General features: G+C 70.2%; 18 protein-coding genes. 6 read left to right on the forward strand and 12 right to left on the reverse strand.

Annotated features, from left to right (window positions below):
- Positions 1-33: 33 nt before the first annotated feature.
- Entirely contained in the window at positions 34-1,026 is a 993-nt protein-coding gene (locus ACFYX4_RS11520; protein WP_389329689.1) for an aldo/keto reductase, read from the forward strand.
- A gap of 218 nt (positions 1,027-1,244) precedes the next feature.
- Here the strand turns inward: ACFYX4_RS11520 and thpR are convergent, their stop codons facing one another.
- The 3 genes from thpR to ACFYX4_RS11535 are packed head-to-tail and all read right to left on the reverse strand — an operon-like array spanning position 1,245 to position 3,668.
- Positions 1,245-1,817, reverse strand: a complete 573-nt coding sequence (gene thpR / locus ACFYX4_RS11525; protein ID WP_389329692.1) for an RNA 2',3'-cyclic phosphodiesterase — start codon at positions 1,815-1,817, stop codon at positions 1,245-1,247.
- 21 nt (positions 1,818-1,838) lie between these two features.
- A complete protein-coding gene (locus ACFYX4_RS11530) occupies positions 1,839-3,206 on the reverse strand; it encodes an MFS transporter (protein ID WP_389329695.1) in 1,368 nt (455 codons plus the stop codon).
- Between the two features lie 24 nt (positions 3,207-3,230).
- Positions 3,231-3,668 carry a MarR family winged helix-turn-helix transcriptional regulator gene (locus tag ACFYX4_RS11535; protein ID WP_389329698.1) on the reverse strand — a complete coding sequence of 146 codons (438 nt, stop codon included), beginning with the start codon at positions 3,666-3,668 and terminating at the stop codon, positions 3,231-3,233.
- Positions 3,669-3,834: 166 nt separating this feature from the next.
- Between ACFYX4_RS11535 and ACFYX4_RS11540 the strand changes: the two genes are divergently transcribed.
- Positions 3,835-4,017, forward strand: coding sequence for a ribbon-helix-helix protein, CopG family (locus ACFYX4_RS11540; protein WP_389329701.1), 183 nt, complete (start codon positions 3,835-3,837; stop codon positions 4,015-4,017).
- Between the two features lie 23 nt (positions 4,018-4,040).
- Here ACFYX4_RS11540 and ACFYX4_RS11545 read toward each other — a convergent pair whose 3' ends face one another.
- Positions 4,041-5,492: an NCS2 family permease gene (locus ACFYX4_RS11545; RefSeq protein ID WP_389329704.1), complete on the reverse strand. Its 1,452-nt coding sequence runs from the start codon at positions 5,490-5,492 to the stop codon at positions 4,041-4,043.
- A gap of 112 nt (positions 5,493-5,604) precedes the next feature.
- Between ACFYX4_RS11545 and ACFYX4_RS11550 the strand changes: the two genes are divergently transcribed.
- A complete protein-coding gene (locus tag ACFYX4_RS11550) occupies positions 5,605-5,925 on the forward strand; it encodes a DUF2530 domain-containing protein (protein ID WP_389329707.1) in 321 nt (106 codons plus the stop codon).
- 88 nt (positions 5,926-6,013) lie between these two features.
- Entirely contained in the window at positions 6,014-8,398 is a 2,385-nt protein-coding gene (locus ACFYX4_RS11555; protein WP_389329710.1) for an HAD-IC family P-type ATPase, read from the forward strand.
- A 76-nt stretch (positions 8,399-8,474) separates the two neighbouring features.
- Here ACFYX4_RS11555 and ACFYX4_RS11560 read toward each other — a convergent pair whose 3' ends face one another.
- The 7 genes from ACFYX4_RS11560 to ACFYX4_RS11590 all read right to left on the reverse strand — a co-directional run bounded on the left by ACFYX4_RS11560 (position 8,475) and on the right by ACFYX4_RS11590 (position 15,306).
- Entirely contained in the window at positions 8,475-9,722 is a 1,248-nt protein-coding gene (locus ACFYX4_RS11560) for an acyltransferase family protein (RefSeq protein ID WP_389329713.1), read from the reverse strand.
- Between the two features lie 454 nt (positions 9,723-10,176).
- Positions 10,177-10,557 carry a hypothetical protein gene (locus ACFYX4_RS11565; RefSeq protein ID WP_389329716.1) on the reverse strand — a complete coding sequence of 127 codons (381 nt, stop codon included), beginning with the start codon at positions 10,555-10,557 and terminating at the stop codon, positions 10,177-10,179.
- Complete coding sequence (locus ACFYX4_RS11570) at positions 10,554-10,811, reverse strand: hypothetical protein (RefSeq protein WP_389329719.1); 258 nt, start codon at positions 10,809-10,811, stop codon at positions 10,554-10,556. The genes ACFYX4_RS11565 and ACFYX4_RS11570 overlap by 4 nt, the downstream gene beginning before the upstream one ends.
- Before the next feature lie 172 nt (positions 10,812-10,983).
- Positions 10,984-11,409, reverse strand: coding sequence for a hypothetical protein (locus ACFYX4_RS11575; protein WP_389329722.1), 426 nt, complete (start codon positions 11,407-11,409; stop codon positions 10,984-10,986).
- A 407-nt stretch (positions 11,410-11,816) separates the two neighbouring features.
- Complete coding sequence (locus ACFYX4_RS11580; RefSeq protein ID WP_389329725.1) at positions 11,817-13,091, reverse strand: acyltransferase family protein; 1,275 nt, start codon at positions 13,089-13,091, stop codon at positions 11,817-11,819.
- 65 nt (positions 13,092-13,156) lie between these two features.
- Entirely contained in the window at positions 13,157-14,776 is a 1,620-nt protein-coding gene (locus ACFYX4_RS11585) for a trypsin-like serine protease (RefSeq protein ID WP_389329728.1), read from the reverse strand.
- An 80-nt stretch (positions 14,777-14,856) separates the two neighbouring features.
- Complete coding sequence (locus ACFYX4_RS11590; protein ID WP_389329731.1) at positions 14,857-15,306, reverse strand: hypothetical protein; 450 nt, start codon at positions 15,304-15,306, stop codon at positions 14,857-14,859.
- A gap of 688 nt (positions 15,307-15,994) precedes the next feature.
- Between ACFYX4_RS11590 and ACFYX4_RS11595 the strand changes: the two genes are divergently transcribed.
- Complete coding sequence (locus ACFYX4_RS11595; RefSeq protein WP_389329734.1) at positions 15,995-19,378, forward strand: ALF repeat-containing protein; 3,384 nt, start codon at positions 15,995-15,997, stop codon at positions 19,376-19,378.
- 184 nt (positions 19,379-19,562) lie between these two features.
- Positions 19,563-19,940 carry a hypothetical protein gene (locus ACFYX4_RS11600; RefSeq protein WP_389329737.1) on the forward strand — a complete coding sequence of 126 codons (378 nt, stop codon included), beginning with the start codon at positions 19,563-19,565 and terminating at the stop codon, positions 19,938-19,940.
- Between the two features lie 343 nt (positions 19,941-20,283).
- On the opposite strand, the gene ACFYX4_RS11605 is transcribed toward ACFYX4_RS11600, so the two are convergent.
- Positions 20,284-23,532, reverse strand: a complete 3,249-nt coding sequence (locus ACFYX4_RS11605; RefSeq protein ID WP_389329740.1) for a sacsin N-terminal ATP-binding-like domain-containing protein — start codon at positions 23,530-23,532, stop codon at positions 20,284-20,286.
- Positions 23,533-23,759 lie beyond the last annotated feature (227 nt).

Below are 23,759 nucleotides of genomic sequence, written 5' to 3' on the forward strand. Positions count from 1 at the left end.
CTGGAGCGGGCTCGAAGGCGTTGGCTGTGATCCATGAAGTACACGCAGCTCGGACGCACCGGCCTCAAGGTCAGCCGACTGGTCCTCGGCACCATGAACTTCGGACCGCAGACGGACGAAGCGGACAGCCACGCGATCATGGACGCGGCGCTGGACGCGGGCATCAACTTCTTCGACACCGCGAACGTGTACGGCTGGGGTGAGAACAAGGGCCGTACCGAGGAGATCATCGGCAACTGGTTCGCGAAGGGCGGCGAGCGGCGCGACAAGGTCGTCCTCGCCACCAAGGTCTACGGCAACATGGCCGCGGACGGCGAGGCCTGGCCCAACCACGACAAGCTGTCGGCGCTGAACATCCGGCGCGCGGTGGACGCCTCGCTGAAGCGGCTGAAGACCGACCGCATCGACCTGTACCAGTTCCACCACGTCGACCGGTCGACGCCCTTCGAGGAGATCTGGCAGGCGATCGACGTCCTCGTCCAGCAGGGCAAGATCCTCTACGCCGGCTCCTCCAACTTCCCCGGCTACAAGATCGCCCAGGCCAACGAGACCGCCGCCCGCCGCGGCGGCACCATCGGGCTGGTCAGCGAGCAGTGCCTGTACAACCTGGCCGAGCGGCGCGCCGAGATGGAGGTGATCCCGGCCGCGCAGGAGTACGGGCTCGGGGTGATCCCCTGGTCCCCGCTGCACGGCGGGCTGCTCGGCGGGGTCATCAAGAAGCAGGCGGAGGGCGGCCGACGCGCCTCCGGCCGGGCCGCGGACGCCCTGGCCGACACCGCCGTCCGAGCCCAGGTGCAGGCCTACGAGGACCTCCTCGACAAGCACGGCCTGGAGCCCGGCGAGGCGGCCCTGGCCTGGCTGCTGACCCGCCCCGGCGTCACCGGCCCGATCGTGGGCCCGCGCACGGCGCAACAGCTCGACTCGGCCCTGCGAGCAGTGGACCTGACCCTCCCGACCGACCTCCTGACCAACCTGAACGAAGTCTTCCCAGGCCCAGGCCCATCCCCGGAGGCCTTCGCCTGGTGACACCGTGAGAACAACCCCCTGAGGGGCGCGGGGAACTGCGCGATCGGCCACAGACGGCCCGCAGCCGCCCGGCGACGCGCAGTCCCACTGCCCCTGCCGCTCAACCAGCGGAGCTGCTCGCGGAGCTAAAGCGCCGCGGCCACCGCGATCACCACGAACATCAACACCAGCACAGCCGCCATGATCCTGTTACGCGTCTTCGGGTCCACACCCCGAGCCTAACCGCCCCCGCCGAGCGCCCACCGCGCGACCGCCTCATAGCGCGGCTGCTCCCCCGGCGTCCCGGACGTGGGCAGGGCGCTGCGTACCAGCGCCAGCTCCCGCACCGTCCACGTCCGGCCGGCGAAGGCGTCCAGCGCCTCTACGTACGGCCGGACGTCGACGGCGTCCCGGCTGCGGGCCAGCGTCAGATGGGCCTTGTAGCGCCGGTGCTCCCCCATGTCGAGGCCGGCCTTGCGCGCCGCGGCCTCCGCCCGGTCGGCGAGCAGCCGCAGCGCCGCGACCTCGCCCGAGGCCCCGGCCCACAGCGCCCGCCCGTGCCCGAACTGCCCGCCGCCCCGCAGGGCGAGCGCGAAGGGCGCGGTGCGGTGCGCGGCCCGCTCCAGCCGCGCCGACAGCTCCGGTACGACGTCCTGGTCGACCTCGCCGTAGAAGGCGAGCGTGAAGTGCCAGCCGGGCCGCCCGGTCCAGCGCAGCGCCTCCGCACCGGGCAGCCCCCTCAACACGGCCGTCTCGTCGGCGAGTTCGCGGGTCACGTCCTCCGGGGGCAGCACGGCGGCGAAGAGTCTCATGGGGCCAGTCTGCCCGCGCGGTCACGCCACCGCCGTGAGTTCCTCCCGCCGCTCGCGGGGGACGAACCGCACCGTCGGGTGCCCGTGCCGCCAGCCCACCGCCAGCCGCAGCCCGCCGATGCGGGTGAGGACGACGCCGACGGTGACGGCCGCGGCGGCGGAGATCGCGCCGCCCGCCGCGAGGCCGGCCCGGACGCCGTACGCGTCGGTGATCCAGCCGGCGATCGGCGCGCCCACCGGGGAGCCGCCCAGGAAGACCATCATGTAGAGGGCCATGACCCGGCCGCGCATGGCGGGGTCGGTGCCCATCTGGAGGCTGGTGTTGGCGGTGACGTTGAGCGTCATGCCGAACACCCCGATCGGCGCCATGAGCAGGGCGAACAGCCACAGCGAGGGCGCGGCCGCCGCCGCCAGCTCGACCACGCCGAAGGCGATGCCGGCCGCGACGAGCACCCGCAGCCGGGCGGTGCCGCGCCGGGCCGCGAGCAGCGCGCCGATCAGCGAGCCGACCGCCATCAGGGTGTTGAACAGGCTGTAGGAGCCCGCGCCCGCGTGGAAGACGTCGTCGGCGAAGGCGGTCAGGTAGACGGGGAAGTTGAAGCCGAAGGTGCCGACGAAGCCGACCAGGACGATCGGCCAGATCAGCTCGGGGCGTCCGGCGACGTAGCGCAGGCCCTCCCGCAGCTGGCCCTTGCCGCGCGGGGCGCGCTGGACGACGTGCAGCTCACGGGAGCGCATCAGCAGCAGTCCGGCGACGGGCGCGACGAAGGACAGGCCGTTGGCGAGGAACGCCCAGCCGGTGCCCACGCCGGTGATCATCAGCCCGGCGACGGCGGGCCCGACGAGCCGCGCGGACTGGAAGTTCGCGGAGTTCAGGCTGACCGCGTTCTGGAGCTGGTCCGGGCCGACCATCTCGGAGACGAAGGACTGGCGGGCGGGGTTGTCGAGGACGGTCGCGAGTCCGACGGCGAAGGCGGCGACGTAGACGTGCCAGACCTCGACGTGCCCGGAGAGGGTGAGCAGGGCGAGCGCGACGCCGGTGACGCCCATCGCGGCCTGGGTGCCGAGCAGGGTGCGGCGCTTGGGCAGCCGGTCGACGAGGACGCCGCCGTAGAGTCCGAAGAGCAGCATCGGCAGGAATTGAAGGGCCGTCGTGACGCCGACGGCGGTGGCGGAGCCGGTGAGGCTGAGCACCAGCCAGTCCTGGGCGATGCGTTGCATCCAGGTGCCGATGTTGGAGACGACCTGGCCCAGGAAGAACAGGCGGTAGTTCCTGACCCTCAGGGAGCTGAACATCGAGGATTTGCGGGCGCCTTCGGCAGGCGCCCCGGGAAGGGTGTCGTGGGTGGTCGGTGCGGGGGCGGAGTCTGCTCCGGGTCCCGAACTCAAACGGGTTCGCCTCCTTCGGGCTGCCTACAGGTGTGCGAGCTTCTCCAGCACGGGGGCGGCGGCGCGCAGTTTCGCCCACTCGTCCTCGTCGAGGCCGTCGACCAGGGTGGCCAGGAAGGCGTTCCGCTTGCGGCGGCTCTCCTCGAGCATGGTCTCGGCCTGCTCGGTCTTGGTGACGACCTTCTGGCGCCGGTCCTCGGGGTGCGGCTCCAGCCGGACGAGGCCCTTGGCCTCCAGCAGCGCCACGATGCGGGTCATCGAGGGCGGCTGCACATGCTCCTTGCGGGCGAGCTCGCCCGGGGTGGCGCTTCCGCAGAGGGACAGGGTGCCGAGCACCGACATCTCGGTGGGGCTCAGCGACTCGTCGACCCGCTGGTGCTTGAGCCGACGGGACAGACGCATCACGGCGGATCGCAGGGAGTTCACGGCGGCAGCGTCGTCGCCATGGTTAAGGTCCGGCATGTTCTTTAGCGTAACTCATTACCCTCGCTAAAGACCACCGCAGAGGTCCCCGAGTGCCCGTGACGCGCACCACGCAACCGTATCGACACCCGAATGTCACTCATACGGGTGATGCGGGCACGGAACGCCTCCCACCGCCCCGAACCATGCCGCGACCCTCGTACCCATGGGGACCAGTGTGCTCAGCCTGCGAATAGACCACGACCTGCTCGAACGGCTCCGCCACCATGCCGCCAGAAGCGGAATGAGCGTCCAGGACTATGTCGTCCGAACGCTCATCCGCAATGACTTCGACGAGCGGTTCCAGACCGCCGTCGAGGAGACGGAGAAGTTCTACGGCCTCGCCTGAGGGCCCCCGCCCCCGCGGGGGGCTCAGGTCAGGCCGAGGGCCGGCATCAGGTAGTAGAAGGCGAAGACGGCGGCGACGACGTACATCGGCGTCGGCACCTCCCGGCCCCGCCCCGCCGCCAGGCGCAGCACGGCGAAGGTGATGAAGCCCATGCCGATGCCGTTGGTGATCGAGTAGGTGAACGGCATCATCACCATCGTGACGAAGGCGGGGATGGCGATCGTGTAGTCCGCCCAGTCGATCTCCTTGACCGAGTTCGCCAGGATCAGGAAGCCGACCGCGAGCAGCGCCGGGGTGGCGGCCTGGGACGGGACCATCGTGGCGACCGGCGTGAGGAAGAGCGCGACGGCGAAGAGGCCGCCGGTGACGAGGTTCGCGAAGCCGGTGCGGGCGCCTTCGCCGACGCCGGCCGTGGACTCCACGAAGGCGGTGGTGGCGGAGGAGGAGCTCGCGCCGCCGGCGGCGACGGCGATGCCGTCGACGAAGAGCACCTTGTTGATGCCGGGCATCTGGCCCTGGGCGTCGGTCAGCTTCGCCTCGTCGCTGACGCCCATGATCGTGCCCATGGCGTCGAAGAAGCAGGACAGCAGGACCGTGAAGACGAAGAGGACGCCGGTCAGCACGCCGACCTTCGAGAACCCGCCGAACAGGCTGACCTCGCCGATCAGCCCGAAGTCGGGGGTGGCGACGGGGTTGCCGGGCCACTCCGGGGTGGTCAGACCCCAGGACGGCACCTCGGCGACGGCGTTCACGATCACCGCGAGGACCGTCATCGCGACGATCGAGATCAGGATCGCGCCGGGCACCTTGCGGACGATCAGCGCCAGCGTCAGCAGCGCGCCGAGCACGAAGACGAGCACCGGCCAGCCGGTGAGGTGACCGCCGGTGCCGAGCTGGAGCGGGACGGTGGTCTGGGCGACGTCCGGGATGCGGGTGACGAAGCCGGAGTCCACCAGGCCGATCAGCATGATGAACAGGCCGATGCCGATGGAGATCGCCTTGCGCAGCCCGAAGGGCACCGCGTTCATCACGCGTTCGCGCAGACCGGTCGCCACGAGCAGCATGACGATGAAGCCGGCGAGCACGACCATGCCCATCGCGTCCGGCCAGGACATCCGGGGCGCGAGCTGGAGGGCGACGACGGAGTTCACGCCGAGGCCGGCGGCGAGGGCGATGGGGACGTTGCCGACGACGCCCATCAGCAGCGTGGTGAACGCCGCCGTCAGACACGTCGCGGTGACCAGCTGACCGTTGTCGAGCTGGTTGCCGTACATGTCCTTCGCGCTGCCGAGGATGATCGGGTTCAGCACGATGATGTAAGCCATCGCGAAGAAGGTGGCGAAACCGCCGCGGACCTCGCGGGCGAGGGTGCTGCCGCGTTCGGAGATCCGGAAGTAGCGGTCGAGGGCGCCGTACCCGGGCGTACTGCCCGGCTCCTGGGGCGCGGGGGCCTTGGCGGTGGCCGAGGACGACATTGGCGTTTCCTACGAACAGAAAGGGACAAAGACAAACGGTTTCAGTATGAACACATAAATGAAGCCACGCCATCTCCGCGCGTAGACCGATCGGCCTCGTAGGCTGTCCCCCATGGAGAAGTGGACCCCCAGACACGAGGCGCCGGAGCCCTTGGAGGGCCCCGTGGTCGCCACCATCACCGGCGGCACGATCCTCTGGTTCGTCCTCTTCCTCGTCCAGCTCCCCTTCTACGGCTGGTACGACGACCACGACCGGCTGTGGTGGCTGTGGACCTGCCTGGCCGGCGCCGGGCTCGGCCTCATCGGCATCTGGTACGTGCGCAAGCGCGACGCGGCGATCAAGCGGGACGCGGCGACCAAGGGAGACGCTGCGATCAAGGGGGACCCGGCGGCCAAGGGCGGCGCGGAGGCGCGCTCCGCCGACGGCGTGTAATACCACCGCACGACGGCCGTCCTCCCCAGGTCGGATCTTCCGGACTTCCGGCGGGTGAACGCCCGCCTCCGCACGTACCGTCGAACCCATGACCCATACCGACGCCGAGCACGCCGCCGCACCCCCCGCCCCGGCTGCCGCGGCGACCGGGCTCACCGCCGCCGAGGTCGCGGACCGCGTCGCGCGCGGCGAGGTCAACGACGTCCCCGTGCGCAGCAGCCGGTCCGTCGGCGAGATCGTCCGGGGGAACGTCTTCACCCGGTTCAACGCGATCATCGGCGTCCTGTGGGTGATCATGCTGGCCGTCGCCCCGATCCAGGACAGCCTGTTCGGGTTCGTGATCCTCGCCAACACCGGCATCGGCATCATCCAGGAGTGGCGGGCGAAGAAGACGCTCGACTCCCTGGCCGTGATCGGCGAGGCCCGGCCGACCGTGCGGCGCGACGGCGTCGCCGTGCAGGTCGGCACCTCCGAGCTGGTCCTCGGCGACCTCATCGAGATCGGCCCCGGCGACAAGATCGTCGTCGACGGGACGTGCGCGGAGGCGGACGGGCTGGAGATCGACGAGTCGCTGCTCACCGGCGAGGCCGACCCCGTCGTCAAACGCCCCGGCGACGAGGTCATGTCCGGCAGCTTCGTCGTCGCCGGCGGCGGCGCGTTCCAGGCCACCAAGGTCGGCCGCGAGGCGTACGCCGCCCAGCTCGCCGAGGAGGCGTCCCGCTTCACCCTCGTCCACTCCGAGCTGCGCTCGGGCATCTCCACGATCCTCAAGTACGTGACGTGGATGATGGTCCCGGCCGCGATCGGCCTGGTCGTCACCCAGCTGTTCGTCAAGGAGAACGACCTCAAGGACTCGATCGCGCGGACCGTCGGCGGGATCGTCCCGATGGTCCCGGAGGGGCTGGTGCTGCTCACCTCCGTCGCCTTCGCGATCGGCGTCATCCGCCTCGGCCGCAAGCAGTGCCTGGTGCAGGAGCTCCCGGCGATCGAGGGCCTCGCGCGCGTGGACACGGTGTGCCTGGACAAGACCGGCACCCTCACCGAGGGCGGCATGGACGTCACCGAGGTCCGCGCGCTCGACGGCGCCGACGACGACTACGTACGCCGGGTGCTCGGCGCGCTCGGCGAGTCCGACCCGCGCCCCAACGCCTCCCTCAAGGCGATCATCGACGCCTTCCCGGACGCCGACGGCTGGCGCTGCACCGAGGCGCTGCCGTTCTCCTCCGCCCGCAAGTACAGCGGCGCCGCCTTCAGCGAGGGCGACGGCCAGAGCAGCACCTGGCTGCTGGGCGCGCCGGACGTGCTGCTCGGCGCCGACGACCCCGCCCTCGCCGAGACCGAACGGCTCAACGAGCAGGGCCTGCGCGTCCTGCTCCTCGCCCGCGCCGCCCGCGACCTGTCCGACTCCGAGGTCGCTCGGGGCGCACGGGCCACCGCGCTCGTCGTACTGGAGCAGCGGCTGCGCCCGGACGCCGCCGACACCCTGCGCTACTTCGCCGACCAGAACGTGCGCGCCAAGGTCATCTCCGGCGACAACGCGGTCTCCGTCGGGGCGGTCGCCGCCAAGCTGGGCCTGGACGCCCGTACGGTCGACGCGCGCGGGCTGCCCGCCGAACGGGACGGCATGGGCGAGGCGCTCGACGGGGCGACGGTGTTCGGGCGGGTCACCCCGCAGCAGAAGCGGGAGATGGTCGGCGCGCTCCAGTCGCGCGGGCACACCGTCGCGATGACCGGCGACGGCGTCAACGACGTGCTCGCGCTGAAGGACGCGGACATCGGCGTGGCGATGGGCTCGGGCTCCGAGGCGACCCGGGCGGTCGCCCAGATCGTGCTGCTGAACAACAGCTTCGCCACGCTGCCCTCGGTGGTGGCGGAGGGGCGTCGGGTCATCGGCAACATCACCCGGGTGGCGACGCTGTTCCTGGTGAAGACGGTGTATTCGGTGCTGCTGGCGCTGCTGGTGGTGTGCTGGCAGGTGGAGTATCCGTTCCTGCCCCGCCATCTGACCCTGCTGTCGACGCTGACGATCGGCGTCCCGGCCTTCTTCCTCGCCCTCGCCCCCAACAAGGAACGCGCCCGCCCGCACTTCGTGCGCCGGGTGATGCGCTACTCGATCCCGGGCGGGGTGCTGGCCGGGGCGGCGACCTTCACGACGTATCTCATCGCCCGCCACCACTACACCGGCGCGGGGGCGCTGGACGCGGAGACGAGCGCGGCGACGCTGACCCTGTTCCTGATCTCGATGTGGGTGCTGGCGATCATCGCCCGCCCCTACACCTGGTGGCGGATCGCCCTGGTCGCCACGATGGGCGCGGCGTTCCTGGTGGTGCTGGTGGTGCCGTGGCTCCAGGACTTCTTCGCGCTGAAGCTGGTGGGGGTGACGATGCCCTGGATCGCGGTCGGGATCGCGGCGGCAGCGGCGGCGGTGCTGGAGCTGCTGTGGCGGTGGGTGGACCGCCGCTTCCCCGCGTGACGTACGCCTGAGTCGTGACGTACGCCTGAGTCCTGAGTACGAGGGCAGTCGCCGGGGTCGGCCAAGGCGGGATCGGCTACGGCGGGGTGCAGGCGCAGGCGGCGGGCGGGACCGGCTCGGTGGGCTTGGTGACGGGACGGCCGGGAGGCGGACCGGCCGGCCGTCCGCCGAGGTCCTTCAGCCGGAGCGCGGGCCGCTCGACCAGATGCCAGGAAGCGACGGCGAGGATCACCGTGAAGGCCATCGTCAGCACGAAGTACAGGGGCATCCCGAAGCGGGGGTAGCCGAGGACGGCCAGGGTCTGCTGCACGGGGAAGCCGTAGATGTAGATGCCGTAGGAGTAGTCGTTGCGGGCGCCGATCCGGCGGAAGGGCGCGGGCAGCCGGACGGCGAGCCACACCAGGACGTAGGCCAGGGCAGGGATGCCGACCACGTAGAAGTAGCCGTAGCGCAGGGTGACCAGTATGACGGCGAGAAGGACGAGGGCGAGCGGATCGCTGACCGGGACGCGCTTCTTGTACAGCTCGATCAGCATGCCGAGGCAGAAGGCGAAGCCGAGGTAGGAGATCCAGCCCGGGGTGACGCCGCCGACCAGCGGCAGATAGAGCACTTCGAGGAAGCCGGCCTTCGCGGCGCCGCCCCAGAAGGGGGTGCTGATCGCCTGGCGCACCACCAGCCACCCCAGCAGCGCGGTGATCAGCACGACGGCGCGCCGGGCCCGGGTGAGGATGCCGGTGACGGCGAGGAGGGCCACGCCGAGGTAGCACAGCGCCTCGAAACGCAGGGTCCACAGCGAGCCGTTGAAAGCGGCGTTGTGGGTGACGCCGAGGGAGCGGGTGTGCGCCATCAGCCCGGAGATGTCGTAACGCTGGGTCGCGACGGCCCAGTTGGCCGCGATGTAGCCGAACGGGCCGTCCGGTCCGCCCAGTCCGTCGAAGGAGCGGTGCACGTACCAGTAGAGCGACGGCGCGAGGACGAACGCGGTAAGCGCGATGCACACCCAGTAGCCGGGCAGGATCCGTAACGCCCGGTGCCACAGGAAGCGGCCGACCGGGAGGCGCATGCCGCTGCGGGCGACGAGGAGCCCCGACAGGACGAAGAAGCTGTAGACGGCGAGATTGCCGAGGGTGACCTGCCCGCCGGAGAAGGTGAACGCGTACTCCGGGCCGCCGTAGCCGAGGATGCGGGCGTGCGACGCGATGACGGCCGTGGCCAGGCCCAGCCGGATGAACGCCAGACTGTTGTCCCGGCCGGCCAACAGCCCCCCGACGACACCGTGCGACCAACGCGGCACGGGACGACGGAGCGCGAGGGTGCGGGGCATGAGGAATTCCCTTTTGGCGGCGAGGAAAAAGAAAAGGCGAACAGCCGACCGCACCGCACAGGCGCACACCGGGCTTTTCCAGCCCTGCGCCCGAATACCGCGTCAGGCCGAGCAGAAACAGCGTAGGTACGCCGAAACATCAAGGTCAACGCCGGTTTCCGGCCGCACCGCCGCACCCGCCCTCGAACCACTGAGGCATATCGCCAGCCCTCATGAAGACGCAGGTCACCGCCATCGTCCGTCGCCTCCGACACTCCCTTGAGGGACCATCAACAGGCCCCGAACAGCGACCGGACGGGGCGAAACGTGACCGGCTTTATGCCGTCGCGAATCACCTCGCGGAAAACCGCAGATAAAAATCGAAACGGCTGCCTCACCGGAATCCCTTCCGGCGAGGCAGCCGTTCCTGGTCCAGCCGAATCAATCAGCGATCAACTCGTACCCCTGCGGCAGGTCAGGGCGTGAGGTCCAGCACCCGGACCGGTTCCCCCGTCCATCGCTGTGGGGCAGTGGTGGCGATGATCGCGCCGTCGGGACGGTCAGGGGTGGGGTGCGCTGCGTACTGGCTGTGCGCTGCGGCCCAAGTCTCCTGCCGTGCGACGGCCAGGGCGCCGGCCAGGTCCAGATCGAGGACGGTGATGCCGGGAAGAGAGGCCAGGTGCTCGGCGGTGCCGGGCCGGGCGCGGTCGGCTTCGACCAAAGCGCATGCCGGGGCGTACAGGAACCAGCCCGGTTCGGCGTGCGCGCGGTAAATCAGCCGGGAGGCGAGGATGTTGCCCTGGCCGGCTGCTGCCATCGCGGTGTCGTCCAGGACGATGTGCAGCGCGTCGCTCACTGGCCGGCCGCCCGGGCCAGGCGCCGGTCCAGTTCGCTGTCCAGGTCCCGCTCTTGGGCAGCGGTCGGCGCGTAGCCGTTCCAGTCTTTGAGCGCGGCCCGAGCCTTGTCCGCCCGTTCTGCGCGCTCGGCCGGGGTCAGCATCGTCTCGGCGAGACGGGCCAGGTATGCGCGCAGCGACAATCCCTCGGCAGCAGCTATGGCAGCCAGGCGGTCCTTGGCTTCCTCGGGAATGCGGACATTGGCATCGGACATGGTTTTGCTCCTTTCCGTACAGCGAGGATACGGGTACGTACCCGTACCCGTCACGTGGTCCGTCCAGTCGGCCATCTGCCGTGCCGCAGCGAGGGCAGCCGCGTGGCCGCGGACGCGGCGTGGGGTTGTCGGGGTGGCTGCTACCTCGGCCATGGATCCGGCAGCGGATCATTCACGCAATGGATGCAGCAGATGTCCATGAGGGCTCCCTGGTGCAACTCGGGCAGAGCCTCTCGTCACCGACCGGCCGGAAGAGCATGGGCTGGATATGGCGGCCGTCCTCGCATTCCCGGGTTCCGGTGAGACGGGAGGAGATGCGGGGGCCGGAGGCGTCCGAGGGCTCGGGGCTCTGGGGTGCTTGAGGTGCTTGAGGTGACGGTGGCTGGCTCTGTTCCGGGAGGGGTGGGACCTCGCGAAGCAGGTAGCGCAACAGGCCGCCGGCGCGGCGGGCAGGGGTGCCGTCGTCGGGAAGGCCGCGGAGGATGTGCATGCGGACGGTGGTGGGCGGGTGTCCGGCGGCGAGCCAGCGGGCGGTGAGGAGGGTCAGCTCGGCCTGCATGGCGTGGGGGATGCCGTACCGCACGGAACGTGTCCACACGGGCGCTTTGAGTGAAGAAAGCTTTCGCGGGCCGTTCGCCCATACGAACCAACTTGTTGTGTTCGAAACCCGGTTGCCGGGACGGCTCGGCCGCGCGGTCAAGTGACCGTCGCGAGTGGTCAAATGGCGAAGAGCGGGAGCTTGACGCCGATGGAGTCGGCGAGGTGTCGAGGCCCTCGCGATCTCTGGTGACCACTGATCTTGGGATCGGACGGCGGTCGCGACGACGATCGCGTCCACGACGTCGTTCCGGCCGCGCCCCCGTGGGAGGAACGCGTTCCTACCACGCGACCGCCGACGTGCATCCGCCGAAGCAGGAGCACGCCGAGCGCTTCCGGCGACTGACCGGTATCGCGTTCGACGAGCGGCTACCGGTTCGGCTACGGGGTCGGCCACCGGGTGCAGGCTCAGTCGGCGGGCGCGTTGGGCGAGGCGACGGTAGGCGACGCGACGGTGGCCGAGGCCGGATGCGTGACGCCCCAGCGGTCGTGAGCCGGGCTGGAAGGCGGGGCGGCCGGACGCTTGCCGAGGTCCTTCAACCGGAGTGCGGGCCGCTCGACGAAATGCCAGGAGGCGACGGCCAGGGGCAGGGTGAAGGTCATGGTCAGCAGAAAGTACGCGGTGAGTCCGAACCGGGTGTAGCCGGCGACGGCAAGGGCCTGCTGTACGAGGAAGCCGTAGATGTAGATGCCGTAGGAGTAGTCGTGGCGGGCCCCGATCCGGCGGAAGGCGCCGGGCAGGCGGATGGCTAGCCACAGCAGGACGTAGGCGAACGAGGGCAGGCCCACTATGTAGAAGTAGCCGTAGCGCAGGCTGCCCAGCAGGACGGCGAAGGAGGCGAGGGCGAGCGGATCGCTGACAGGGACGCGTTCCTTGTACAGCTCGAAGAGCATGCCGAAGCAGAAGGCGAGGCCGAGATAGAACATGACGGCCGGGTTGACGGCTCCGAGCAGAGGCAGCCAGAAGGTGCGGAGGTAGCCGGAGACCATGGGGCCCGCCCAGAAGGGGGTGGTGATCGCCTGCCATATGACCAGCCACCCGAGCACGGCGGTGATGAGGACCACGGCGCGGCGGGCCCGGGTGAGGATCCCGGTGAGGGCGAGGACGGCCACGCCAACGTAGCAGAGTGCCTCGTGACGCAGGGTCCACAACGACCCGTTGAAGGCCGCGGCGTGCGTGACTCCGCGGGAGCGCTCGTACTCCATGAGCCCGGAGATGTCGTACTCGGCCGTCGCGATGGCCCAGTTGGCCTGGATGTAGCCGATCGGGCCGGTCGGACCGCCGAGTCCGTCGAGGGTGGAATGCACGTGCCAGTAGTGCACCGGCGCGACGACGAACGCAGTCAGCGCCATGCACACCCAGAAGCCGGGCAGGATGCGCAGCGCCCGATGCCACAGGAACCGGCCGACCGGCAGGCGCATGCCGCTGCGGGTGACCAGCAGCCCTGACAGAACGAAGAAGCCGTAGACGGCGAGACTGCCCAGGGTGACCTGCCCGCCGGAGAAGGTGCGCCCGTACTCCTTCCCGCCGTAGCCGAGGAAACGAGCATGGGACACCACGACAGCCGTGGCGAGGGCCAGCCGCAGGAACCCGAGACTGTTGTCCCGGCCGGCTAACAGCTCGGCGACGGCGCCGTGCGTCCAGCGCGGCGCTGGCAGGCGGCGCGCGAGGGCGCGGGGCATGACATAGACCTTCTTCTATAAGAGGTTCGACTCCGGTCCACGTCGCTGGACCGGAGCCGGACCGATCAGTTCCAACTGGCCGTGAGACCCAGGGAGGTGGGGTTCGCCGGAGCGCCCGGAGGCGTGTCGGCCGGCTCCCAGTTGCCGTCGACGTGACGCACCGTGTGCTTGATCGCGCCGTTGCGGATGATGGCCGTGTGGAATTCGTTGTCCACGGTCGTCGCGCTGACGGCGGTCACCGGGCCGGTGCCGAGGACGGGGCCGGCGAGGTCGCCGAACGTGGTCCAGTTGCCGTCCGACAGTCGGGCGACGTGCTTGATGCCGCCGTTGGGCTCGACGAGGACGGCCTGGAGGTCGTTGGCGCCGGTACCCGAGAAGGCCACGGCGCCAGCAGTGGTGGGCGCCCCCGTGATCTTGGTGATCTCGCCCCAGGTGCCCCAGTTTCCGAGGCCGTCGCGGATGACGTGGTAGGCCTTGTCGGTGTTGGCGACGACACCGATGTGGGTGGTGTCTCCGACCTTCGTGATGGTGATGTCCGTGGGGTTGGCCAGCGTGCCGGCAGCCGCGGAGACGTCGCCCCACTTGATCCACTTGCCGGCGGAGTCACGGACGCTGTGGTGGACGCGGCCACCCGCGATGCCGACGAGGCCGAGCGTGGAGCCCATGGAGGTGACGGAGATCTTCTTCAGCCCGGCCAAGCCGCCGAGCTCAGCCGTCAGCGAGCGGAACGGGACCCAGGCGCCGTTCGGGTTGCGCTTCGTCTCGTAGACGACACCGTCTGCGCCCAGCGCGAGGACGGTGTTCGTTCCGTTGATGCCCGCGTCGGCCGCCTGCTCGACGTCCCCGATGCCGCCGGCCGCCTGCTCGACAGCCCCGAAGGCCGTCCAGTCCCAGTTGCTGTCCCTGACCGAGTGGTACAGGTCCTTGCCCGCGACGGTGACCATCTGAAGGCGCCAGGGCGTGAGCGTGGACGCGGTCGACTGCTTCACCCAGGCGCCGAGGTCGTCCACCCGGGTGGCGAGCGCGCCGGTCCGGGTCTCGGACGACCCGAGGCAGCCGCCCTGCCAGGAAGCGGTCGCCACGGCGGCGAGTTCGAGCACGCCGTTCTTCTCGCGGAAGACAGGAGCGCCGGTGTCCCCCTTGCAGACGGGCGTGCCGTCGATCTGAAGCCGGTTGGTGTCCACCTGGTTGACGGTGAAGTCGCCCGCGTGAAGCGTGTTGGGCACCCAGGTGTCCTTGGTCCGCCCGTAACCCGCGCCCTTGAGCCGCTCGTTCGCGGCGGGCGACGTGGAGCCGACCCGAAGCGGGGTGATACCGCGCACCGGCGTGGCGAGCTTGGCCAGCACGAGATCGCGGTCCGTCCGGGGGACGAGTTCCACGACCTCCCTGACCTGCCCGGCCGTGGTGACGTCGAGATCGGTGCGTCCGACGGTCGCGGTGGTCTTCCACTTCGGCTTGCCGGCGGCGACGGTGTAGCCGGCGGTCAAGTCCTCGGCGAAGCAGCTGCTCGCGGTGAGGATCCACTGGGCGTTGACGAGGGCGCCGGTGCAGGAGCGAAACGTTTCACCGATGGCGAGCTTGGCGGTGAACGCATAGGTCTTCTCGGTGACGGGCGAGCCCGCGAGAGCGGACGCGGGAGCAGCGGTGGACAGCACCAACGGCACGGATACCAGCGCCGCAGTCACCGCAGCGAGACCGGCTAATCGGCCAGATCGTGAAGGACGCATAACCTCTTTTTTCGTTGTAGAAGGTCTGGCAAGAAGTGCTACTTGGAGGTCTTGATCTCCACGAGCATGTGCGGGCGCCCCTGAGGGTCGGCGCTTTGCCCCACTCCCTGCCATGAGTCTGCGGGGACATCGACGGACGTCGTCTTGGTGTCGACGGTCAGACCGAACTCGGCTTCGTAGCCGTTCGTTCGAACGCCGTAGACCGAGGGGATTTCCAGTGTCAGCCAGCCGGCGTCACCAGTGACGTTGAAGCAGACCTTTGACGACGACTGGGAGTAGATCTCCAGCTGCCCGGTTCCGTTGGCGCAGGCGGCAAGGGTGATGTGGCCGTCGCCACGCTTAAGGAGGATGCCCTGCTCGGTGAGAATCCTGTCCGCGTGCGGGTATTTGAAGTCTTCGACCGCGTAGCCGGGGGCCTCGTTGACGACAGTCTGGGCATAAGCGGCGGCGTTCTTCTCAGCAGCCGACTCCGTCTGAACACCCGTCATCGCGAGCCACGTAAGGGCACCTGCGGCGGTGGCATTCAGGGTGTGTCGCTTGAGGCGCCTGGATCGTAACGCATTTGTGCTGCGTGCCTTCATTGCAGTCCTAGCAGTCGGTTCGGATCGAATCGTCCGAAAGAGATTCAAACAGACGTGAAGGCTGCGGTGCCAGATCCTCTACCTGCCAGAGGTTTCGAATGGCCAAAAAATGCATGCCTGTGAAATCCCCCCAGTGCCTCGCGTTCCGGCGAGAGAGCACCCCCCTCAATCGAGTCAATTCTTGAGGGGGCACAACATGGAGCTCATCCCGCAGCCTCAGGCATGAAAGACCGCCGCCTGTACGTTCGTCCAGCTAATAAAATCCCACAAAAGCGGCACATGCAAGAAATCATTCTGTGATCTGCGCCACTTGGCGAGAAAGGTGCACTGAAGGTTGTGGATATTTCGTGAATGAATGATAAATGGAAGATAACGTTCCATTCTCGAGAATCCACGGGCCTGCACGCCTTGCGTTCACTCAAGAAGTGAAGCTTCCGAAAATGAGCGGCGAGCCGGTGAAGGCTGGGTACAGTGCCTACCTGCATCGCAGGGCTCGATTTCGCCGCCTAACTTCCTCCTATAAGAAGAGCCGCCCAGGCGTCGAATCCGTTCCGCACCTTCACCCGTTCAACCCCGCACAGGAAGGATTCTTAGTTTGTCAGCGTCACTGTGGAGCAGACGTCGCATACTCACGAGCATCACCGGGGCAGCCGCTGTCCCCGCCCTGCCATCGATACTCACTCTGGCAGCCACGCCCGCACACGCCACTGGCACTCAGTCCACGGACACCGGCCTCCCGGACACCGACCGAGGTAGAGCCGTATGGGCGTACAAGACGGGTGGCCGGTCGACACGCGAGGCCGCTGCCCGCGCCCTCGTCGGCTCTTCGGCAGCCGTGTCGGCCTTCCTCACCGGCGAACTGCCCTTGGTGAGCGCCGAGGACGACCGCTTAACCCTGTTCTCCTCGCTTTCCTCCTTAGGCACCTCAAGCAGGGAAGCCGCCGAGACGGCGTTGTCCGTGGGGGACGACGCCGTCTCGGCTTTCCTGGAGACCGGCTACGTCCAGCCACTCGAGACCGACATGCGGGTGGCGGTCTTCACCATCCTCAACAACGGCGGCACCGCCGTAAAGCGCGAGGCCACGAAAGCGCTGAACGCAGGCACCTCCGCGGCGCTGCGGACGTTCCTGGAGACGGCCCAGCACGCGGCGCGCGCGGAGGACGAACAGGTCGAGGTCTTCACCATCCTCACGACTGCCTCTCCGCAGGTGAAGGTGTACGCGGAGCGCGCCCTGTCCGAGGGCACACCCGAGGCGATCAGCCAATTCCTCACCGCTGGCCAGTACATCGCCCGCGCCCGTGACGAAGAGGCTGCCACGATCGACCAGTTGGTCAAGATCGTGGAGCGGGAAGGCAGACGGGCCCAGCTCAAGACGGAGCAGGCCGTCACTGCATCCGACCAGGCCAAGCAGGCCGCCGTCAAGGCCAAGGAGGCGGCTCTCAGGGCGGCCGCCGAGGCGCAGGCCGCTCAGAACGATGTCAGCAAGTCGGCTGCTGCGGCCAACAAGGCGGCCGGTGCCGCGCGTGGTGCGGCCGACGCTGCCGGCACGGCGATCTCCGCGTCCCGTGCCGCTCAGGCCGCTTCGAGCCGTGCCGCCCACGCGGCGCAGGCCGCCGCTGCCGCAGCCGCGTCGGCCGGCGGCGCCGCCTCCCGGGCATACGGTGCCGCCATCGCCGCCTCCAAGGATGCGTCCAAGGCGTCGGCCGCCCGGCAGGCAGCTCAGGGCGCCCGGGATGCCGCCGCCCGCGCGAAGACCGCCGCTGCTGCCGCCGACCAGGCCCGTATCGCTTCCCAGTCGGCCGCTTCCGCTGGCTCCGCCGCCGCGAGCGCCGCCCAGAACGCCGCCGCCGCTGCCAACGCGGCCGCGAGTGCAGCCGCCAGCGCAGGGGTCGCCCAGTCCCAGGCGGCCCGGGCCCGGGCCGCTGCACTCGAGGCCGACGCCGCCGCCGCGCGGGCCACCCGGGCAGCAGGCATCGCCCAGACACTCGCGGGCCAAGCAGCCGCGGCGGCCCGGGTCGCCCGCGATGCCGCCAACAGCGCCGCCGAGCACGCCCTGAAGGCCGCGGCTGCTGCCGATGACGCAGCGGACAACGCAGGCAAGGCGATCGAGTACGCCAAGCGCTCCACCGCGTACGCGAACGCGGCGGTGACGGCGGCCAACACCGCCGCCAACGCCGTCAAGGAAGCTCAGAAAGTTGAGAAGGCAGCCCGCGAGGCGGAGACCGCGCGCATCGCCGAGGACACCGAACTCGGCGTCGCCCTGGCACGGCTGCGGGCCCAGACCGAGATCGACGACACCAAACGGGCCGACGAGCAGCGCACCCAGGCAGACCGCACAGCCACCGAAGTCAAGGACCTCCTCGCCGCCGCCGAATCCGCGCTGCGCTCCGGAGACACTCCCACAGCGGTCACCGACGGCCGCAAGGCCGCTGTCAAGTTCCTCGACTCCACCGGCAGCTGGACACGGGACGCCGCCGAGTACGCACTCGCCGGCACCGACGAGGACATCGTCAACTGGCTCAGCGCAGACCGGCTACTCGCACAGAAGCAGGACGACCGAGAAGGCGTCCTCACCGTCGCCCAACTCGGCACACCCGCCGTTGCTGAGGCTGCCGCCCAAGCGCTCGCCAGTACCGCGCCGAACGCAATCCGCGACTTCCTCCACAGCGGCGCCATCGAAGCTGCGGTCGAAGACAACCGCGTCGCGATCTTCACCCTCCTGAACTCGAGCCCGGGGGCGGCCGTCAAAGCGGGGGCCGAGGCAGCGCTGAGCGATGGCAGCGCCCGAGCCCTGCACCGCTTCCTCACCGTCGAACTCACCGACGCCACCAAGGAGGACGACAACGTAGAGATCTTCCGCCTGCTCAACTCAGGCGGCCCTTACATGAAGTCGGCGGCGCAGATCGTACTGGAGGGCTCCGCCCGCATGCGGCGCGCCTTCGTCTTCCGGGACAAATACAGCATTGCCCGACTCGATGAGGACCATGCCACCCACGTAGCCGCGATACGCGCCGCCATCGCACACGCCGCGAGGATCGCCGCGAAGGCCCTGGAGGACGCAGCGCTTGCGTCCGAAGCTGCCGCCGATGCCCGCCAGGCCGCCTCGGAAGCTGCTGAATGGGCATCGAAGGCACGGGGGCACGCCAAGGACGCCGCCACCTCGGCAGCAGAGGCCAAGGCCAACGCCGCCGCCGCCGACCGCTCAGCTGCCGCTGCGGCCCAGTCCGCCAGGGCGGCACAATCGGCGGCGGTCACCGCGCGCGGCGCAGCACGCTCCGCGAACTACTCGATGACCCAAGCGGTGGCGTCCGCCAAACAGGCCGTGACCTCCGCGTCCGCGGCCCAGTCCTCCGCCAATGCGGCTCGGTCCTCCGCTGTCCAGGCCGGCAAGGATGCGCAGGCCGCCGCTGCCGCCGCGAGCGAGGCCTGGGCAACCGTCATCGAGAAGCGGCACCTCGAAGCCGCCGCGGCTGCACGCAAGGCCGCTGAAGCAGCCAAGAAGACCCAACAGGACGGCACGAACCCTTCAGATAAGCCCGAGTACGACGACAACACCGGCGACACCAAGTACTGGGACCTGTGGCCGGCGGACGCGGGTGACATCAAGGACTGGGCGGCGGCCACCGGGCACTGGAGCACGGCGCTCGGAGCGTTCTCGCTCGCTCTCACTCTCACCGCCCCGTGGACGGGTCCCTTTGCGGGCTACGTCGGTGCCTTCGGCTACGGGTTGGGAGTCGTCTCCTGGGGGGTGCAAGGGGTGAGCACCCTTCTGTCTTTGGGATTCGACGGTGGCTGGAAATCCCCCCAATTCCAGACAGCGCTCGGCGTCTTCGTGATCGGTGGCATCTTCCAGGGTAAGAGTGCGATCCTTCGCAACTTCGAAGTCGCTGGAGAGAGCCTGGCCAGCACAGTCGGGGCCAGGATTTCGGGGGCTGTCGGCGATACGGTGACCACAGTGGTCGGCTTGATCACCTGGTAAATGCCGCACGGGCGGGATGATGAGTATGTACCACTAAGGTGCGTACTCATCACCCCGGCCACCATCTGAGGGGAAGCGGTGCTGCCTTCGTGGCCGGGCAGCGCGCGATCAGCTTCCCATCCCGGCGGCCGCCGTTCTAGGCCACGTCGCTGTGGTGTAAGCCTGTAATGGACGGAGACCTGCTGTGCTGACCTCGCACTTCTCTCACACCCACTGGTGGATCGCCGCTTTGGTGGCGGGCGCCGCGGCGGCGATGGCGTTACAGACACTGATCTTGGAGAAGAAGAACAAGTGGAAGGCCGTCGTAGGCCCCTTGGGCGCTGGGGTGGGTATCGGACTGGATTCGGCAATAAGGGGATACGAGGGAAACACCCCACTGCAGTTGTACACGCTGGCCATGCTCAGCCTGGCCCTGACGAGAGTCGTCTTCGCGGGCCACATAGGACGTATGACTGCACTGGCACGTGACGGGCAGCCCATACCCCAGCCGACGGGCCGACAGATCGCGATCTTCATCCTCACCGTCATGGCCATGATGCTCACCATCGCCGTAACTGTGTAGGCCCGGCCGGTGAGCGGAGCCGACAGCGATGCCGGCGGTCCAGCGCTCAACCGGCGTGAAGCTGGATAGAGGAGGCGACCATGTGCCGGTGAACGGCGGCACCGAGATGGCCTATGGCGGAATACGCCGTCCTGCACGGACCTCGGGAACACCGAAGCCTCGTACACGCGCACAGCCAACAGCGCCGCGTGCACCGCGGCCTGGGAGTACCTGTTATGGAACGCCTCCTTCCGTTCAAAACGCGCCACCGTGAAAAGAGCTCACCGGCGCCGAGCGTCAGGACCGAGCGCAGGCCGACGACGGGGCCCGGCAAGGGCCGTCCCAGTGGGACGGCCCCTGTGTTTCAGTCGAACCAGCGGTCCCGCGCCAGTTCCTCCGTTCGGGACGGGTCTTCCAGGAGGGCTGCTACCTCGAAGCGGCGGGGCCATTGCCGTGTCGCCCAGGCCAGGCCAGCGGCTACTCCCTCCAGGGTGGACGCGTGAAGGACTCCGTCGGGGGTCAGGCGCCAGTCGATTTCGATGCCGTCCACGATCAGTTCCTCGTGTTCGACGTACGACTCCGGAGTGCGCGGGCCGAGCAGGGTCCGTACCGAGTCGGGCACCTCGTGTTCCGTGCCCTCGGAGTCGACCGACGCCGTCACGGACTCGCTGAGGCGGCGGACCTGGAAGAGTTCCGCCAACTCCGCCGCCCGGGACGGGCGTACGGGGAGGAGAGGGACTCCCTCGGTGAAGGGGAGGAGGTCCGGGGAGTCGACCACCACCGCCTCGGACGCGTCCACGATCCGTACGTCTCCGTCGACGACGGCGCACAACTCGTCCGGCAGCGTCACCTGTTCGGGGTCCAGTTCGGCCAGCGCGCCGTACAGGCCGTGCAGTTGGGTCGCCGACACCTGGTGGTCCGGGTCGGTCAGGCGGTCGAGGAGTTCGGCGGCGCCGCCGGGCTCGTCAAGGAGCGCGGACACCGACGTGCGGACGCCCAGGGCGCGCAGCACCTGCTCGTCGTCGAAGCCGGTCGCGTCCGCCTCGTCGTAGAGGCCGCGCAACAAAGGATCACCGCCGGTCGCCAGCAGGCCCGCGGGGCGGCGGCCGTCCAGGACCGGGTTTCCGCGCAGCCACCACGCCGTGTAGGGGCGTACGACCTCGTGGGTGCCGTCGGGGAGGAGGACGCGGACGGGCTGGGTCAGGGCGTCCCGCAGGGGCGGCTGGGCGAGCAGCGCGAGGGCCTGGGGCCACTTGTCGTCGTCCACGAGATCCAGGTCGCGCACGGCGACGAGTTCGGTGGCGACGGGCGGCACGGGCGAGTCGGGGAAGCGGTCGAGGACGTCCTCGCACCACACGTCCACCGCGTCCAGCAGCCCCGCGTCGTCCGGCTCGGCGAAGTCGCCCTCGCGGGGCTCCAGTTCGTCCGGGTCGAGGACGAGGTCCGTGGTGCGGACGAGGGCGAAGTTCGCCAGCACCCCACAGGCCGCCAGCGGCTGTTCACCCCACCTCTCCGCCAACTCCGCGTCCACCATTCCGAGTTCGTTCTCGCGGATGACGGAGGCGAACGGGCTGCCGGGCAGGACGAGTTCACCGGCGGGGGCGAGTTCGCCGTCCTCGTCGGGCAGCGCGAGCGCGCCCAGCCACGGTTCGTCGCCGGGCTCCAGTCCCGCGTCGCGGACGAGGGCGAGGACGGTGTCGGCCAACTCCTCCGCGTCCGGGGCGTCCTGGTCGTCGAAGAAGGCCCCGCCGTCGTCGTCCAGGGACGCGGCGACGGCCGCCCGCACCTGCGGGGTGGTCAGGACCGCGCGCGGTGTCGCGGGCAGCGCGCCGAGCTTCTCCAGCAGCGGGTGTGCGGCGTCGGGGTGGGCGACCTTGAGGCCGAGCCGGCCCAGGATCTCCGCGTCGACGCCGGCCGTGTCCGGCGTGGGCAGCAGGACCTGGCGGGGCCCGATCGTCGTCCGCACTCCCCCTCCCCCGTTGCCGGAAGCCTGGGAGACGCCCCCGGCGAGCGGCACGGGCAGCCCGGAGAGCCGGTCCGGGTCGACGCCGGCCAGGCTGTCGTACAGCCGGTACCACCAGTCCGGATCCTTCTCCAGCCCCGCAAGCCGGTCGATCGCGTCGGCGAGCGGGATGCGGGGCACGCCGAGGGTGCGCAGCTCGACGCGCCGCTCCAGTCCGGCCGGCAGCAGGGTGGGCAGCACCTCCGCCAGCACCCGTACGGTGTCGGCGCCCGCCCCCTCCACGATCTCCGCGTCCCGCGGACGCAGCGCCTCCGGCAGCTCCGACGGCTCCGCGAACTCCGGAAGCTCCCCCTCCGCCGCTGCGGCCCCGGCGGACGGCTCACCGGCGAACGGCTCGCCGGCGGGCGGCACGAACGCCGACGGCAGGAACGCCGTACGCGGCAGCCGCTCCAGGATCGCCTGCCGCAGCGCCCCGTCCAGCTCCCCCTTCCCCAGCGCGCCCGGCACCAGGTCGATGATCCCGGCGCCCACCGGCCGCCAGCCGGCGAGCAGCCCGGCGTAGGCGTCGGCGGCGCGCTGCACCAGGAAGTCGGTGAGCGGGCCGGGCGCGGCGTGCCGGCGGGTGGTGTCCAGCGGGAGCGAGGCGATGAGCAGCGCGGGCACGCCGAGCGGTTCGTCGCTGGGCGTGGGCGCGTGCACGACGGGGCTGGTGCGGGGCCGGGCCGGGGCCCCGCCGCCGTCCACGGGGACGGCCCACGTGACCGACCAGTACGGCCGCAGCCGCTCCTCCACCGGCCGGTCGGCCAGCAGGTCGGGCGTGAGCGGGCCGTTCGCGGCGGCGATCCGCCAGCGGGTGACGCCGTCGCGCGAGTCCTCCACGACGGTCAGCTCGCCGTCGGTGCGGCGGCGCAGGGTGCGCGGCTCCTGGTCGTGCACCTCGACGACGACCTCCTCCAGGCCCGGCAGGGCGAGGAGCAGCGCGTCGTCCACGGCGGTCAGCAGCCGCTCGGCGAGGTCGGCGGCGGCCGGGTCCCGCAGCGGCAGGATGACGGCCGTGTCGTACGGGTCGGGCGCGGTGCCCTCGGCGGCGAACGGCAGCCGCAGCAGCGGTACGTGCCCGTCCCGGCGGCGGATCTCGTCGCCGAGGCCGGGGCTGTGGCGGGCGGTCTCGGAGGCCAGCCCGCGCGCCTCCGCCAGCGACCAGCGCACGCCGCCGTGCCGGCCGACCACGGCGGGCTCGTCGGTCACGGCGAGGACGGCGGCGAAGCCGACGCCGAACCGGCCCACCGCCGCCACCGCCTCCTGCTGCTGCCGCGTGTCCCGCTTCGCCGAGGCCCGCAGGGTCGCGAGCGACTCCACGCCGGCCGCGTCCAGTGGGGCGCCGGTGTTCGCGGCGACGAGCACGCCCTCGCGGAGCGTGAGGCGGAGCCGGCCGGGGACGCCCGCCCGTGCCGCCGCGTCGGCCGCGTTCTGGGCCAGCTCGACGACGAGGCGGTCCCGGTAGCCGCCGAGGACGAGGTCCTCCTCGGCGTTGGCGTCCTCCCGGAAACGGGCGGGGCTGGTCGCCCAGGCGTCCAGGACTCCGCGGCGCAGACGGGCCGTGCCGAAGGGGTCCGCGCCCTCGGGCGCCGGCCGCACGAACTTGCTCACGTCGGTTTCCCTCTTCCTCGTCGGCGTGAGGAGAAGGTATCGCGCGGGGAAGGGGGTCAGCTTCCGCAGGCGTACGGGACGAAGACGGACCGGGGGCGGACGGCCGGCGGGGCCGCCCACGGGATCCGGTCACCCGTCTCAGAGTGACGTGATCGGGGCGTTCGCCGCCTCGGGCGTCAACCCGACTGCGGGGCACACGAGTTGAACCGCACACGAGTCGAGCCGCA

The sequence above is a fragment of the Streptomyces sp. NPDC002328 genome (assembly GCF_042890065.1).
Classification (GTDB): Bacteria; Actinomycetota; Actinomycetes; order Streptomycetales; family Streptomycetaceae; genus Streptomyces.